The 2,555-nt window shown below is 39.7% G+C and carries 2 protein-coding genes; one reads left to right on the forward strand and one right to left on the reverse strand.

Features of this window, described 5'->3' with window-relative positions; all coding sequences use genetic code 11:
- Positions 1–244: 244 nt before the first annotated feature.
- A complete protein-coding gene (locus tag VLN09_RS03100; RefSeq protein WP_325243739.1) occupies positions 245–598 on the forward strand; it encodes an IS630 transposase-related protein in 354 nt (117 codons plus the stop codon).
- Positions 599–1,340: 742 nt separating this feature from the next.
- Here the strand turns inward: VLN09_RS03100 and rluF are convergent.
- Positions 1,341–2,339: a 23S rRNA pseudouridine(2604) synthase RluF gene (rluF, locus tag VLN09_RS03105; RefSeq protein ID WP_325243740.1), complete on the reverse strand. Its 999-nt coding sequence runs from the start codon at positions 2,337–2,339 to the stop codon at positions 1,341–1,343.
- Between the last annotated feature and the right edge of the window lie 216 nt (positions 2,340–2,555).

Raw genomic sequence — 2,555 nt, forward strand, 5'->3', positions numbered from 1 at the left:
TTTCTGATATAAAAGAAGGACGACTCATTGAAGTTAAATTAGATGGATGGCAAGTTGCCCCCTATCCGCTGTATTTAATTTGCCCTGAACGGCGCTTGATTGACCCTTTGTTTAACGCAGTGAAGGAGTATTTAATCGACTGTGTACAGCATATTTCAGTGTAAATGGGGTTGTGTTATCTATAGTCAGTTCTTTATAAATAAGATACAATTGTTTTAAAATAAGTAAAGTGGTAGAAGAATACATGACCTATTCAGCAGACTTTCGATCGCAAGTGATTAAAAGTATCAAACAAAAGAATATGAGTATTCGACAAGCTTGTACTTTTTATAATATTAGCAAAACCACTCTACAGCGCTGGCTTAAAAACTCAAGTATTAAACAAACTCGGAGCAAACTACCGACTAAAATACATGATGAACTATTATTAAAAGATATTGAACAACATCCAGATGACTATCTGTATGAAAGAGCACACCGCTTCAATTGTAGTAAGACGGGCATGCATACTGCCTTAAAGCGTCTAGGCATTAGTCAAAAAAAAGACCTTAGAACATCCAAAAGCGTGTTCGATAAAAAGAGCGACGTATCAGGATAAGCTTGATCGTTTTAAGCAGTTATATCCCATTATTTACATGGATGAAAGCGGCTTTGAGTGTGAGACCATAAGACCTTATGGTTATGCACTGATAGGCAAACCTTGTATCGATAGCTACAACTGGCAAGCAAAAAAGCGAACTAATGTCATCGGTGCTCTCTATAAAAAGATGCAGCTTCCCTCATCGTCATGCCGTCTTTGATGCTGCGTAACACTTACTTGCGAAAGTCTATTGAGTAAGTCATCGTTAATCTAATTAAATAAAGTCGTTATAAATATTGTATCGGTTTTATCTGAGATTGACTATACACTGGCAGATAATGGTGTTTTTTATGCTTCATTCAAATATGGCAATAGCGAGCACTTTAAAGATAAGCGTTTTTTTGCGACATGAATGAGGAGCGCTGGCAAGCGACTAAGGAAAAGCTCAATTATAGTTTTAACGATACGATTTGGCTGACTGAAGATCAAGGAGTTGATAAAGATGAAATGTAGTTTAATATTTTGATTAAGCGATAATGAACTTAAATTCTAACATTAAATAATTTAAAAAATACTTGAATGATAATTCACATACTCCTTACGATACCTTAGTTATTAATGCAATGCATGATTTATGGCGGACAGATAAAGAAAGCAAATGAACATTCAATATTAAAAAATCCAGACAGCTGAAGTTGTCTGGATTTGTGTGCAGCATCTCGTATCAGCTGTCCTAATTAATTAACCAATACGCATCACTCTATGGTTTTGAGGACCGCGAAGAACCGCGACCTTTTGAAGGGCGCTTGCCATTCGTAGCAGGTTTGCCCTTGCCTCCAGACTTCTTGCCATCACTAAAAGGACGCCAATCTTTACCTTTAGAACCCGCTGGTTTTCTGGCACTATCTTTGGGATTTTTAGCATTACCCTTTGCTGCGCCCGCTGATTTTGAAGATACTTTCGGCTTTTCCGAGGTATTAGTGCGAGCGTTTTTCCGTGGCGCATTACGAGATTTCTTGCCCGGATTACTGGCATCTGAAGAAGAACCTTCTATTGACTTAAGTAAAACAGACAACTCTCTTGGGGTTAAATCGCGCCAATCCCCAACGGGAGTACCTTTAAGGCTCACATTCATAATCCGCGTACGCTCAAGCTTCACAACTTCATAGCCAAAATGCTCACACATACGACGAATTTGACGGTTTAAACCCTGCACTAGGGTGATATTAAACACGGTGGGTGCCACCTTAGTAACCGGGCATTTCTTGGTCATCTTCCCAAGCATCGGCACGCCACCGGCTAGACCCTCAATAAAGCTATCCGTTATCGGCTTGTTCACCGTCACCAAATACTCTTTCTCGTGGTTATTACCAGCACGCAATACCTTATTAACCAGATCACCATTACTGGTCAAAAAGATTAAACCCTGAGAATCTTGATCCACACGTCCAATGGGGAAAATACGTACACTATGTCTGACAAAATCAACGATGTTGTTTTTCTCGGAGCTTTCTGTGGTGCTCACAATGCCGACTGGCTTATTTAATACAATAAAAACAAAGTCATCAGCTTCTTTCGGCTCAATGAGCTGCCCGTTGACTTTCACCGTATCTCCAGCAACCACTTGATCGCCCACCGCAGCACGCTTGCCATTGAGGTACACATTACCTTGTTCAATAAAGCGGTCAGCGTCTCTTCGAGAGCAAATACCGCTTTCGCTGATGTATTTATTTAAACGAGTCGAGGAAGTGTTAAACATAAAGTGCCGTTTTTACCTAATAAAAAGCCTTTCTTACTAAGAAAAAAGCTTAAATTGAATGGATTATTCACAACGAGATGGCTGACATTATATAGGAAGTTCAGTGCCCATTTCAGGAGAGATGGGAAAAAACCTCGAAATACATCCAGAATCGTATAAATCAAAATGGCGTCGAAAGCGCTTCTTCATGATGAACCGCCCCGACTACTATGTCGA

Source organism: Psychrobacter sp., assembly GCF_035469765.1.
Classification (GTDB): domain Bacteria; phylum Pseudomonadota; class Gammaproteobacteria; order Pseudomonadales; family Moraxellaceae; genus Psychrobacter.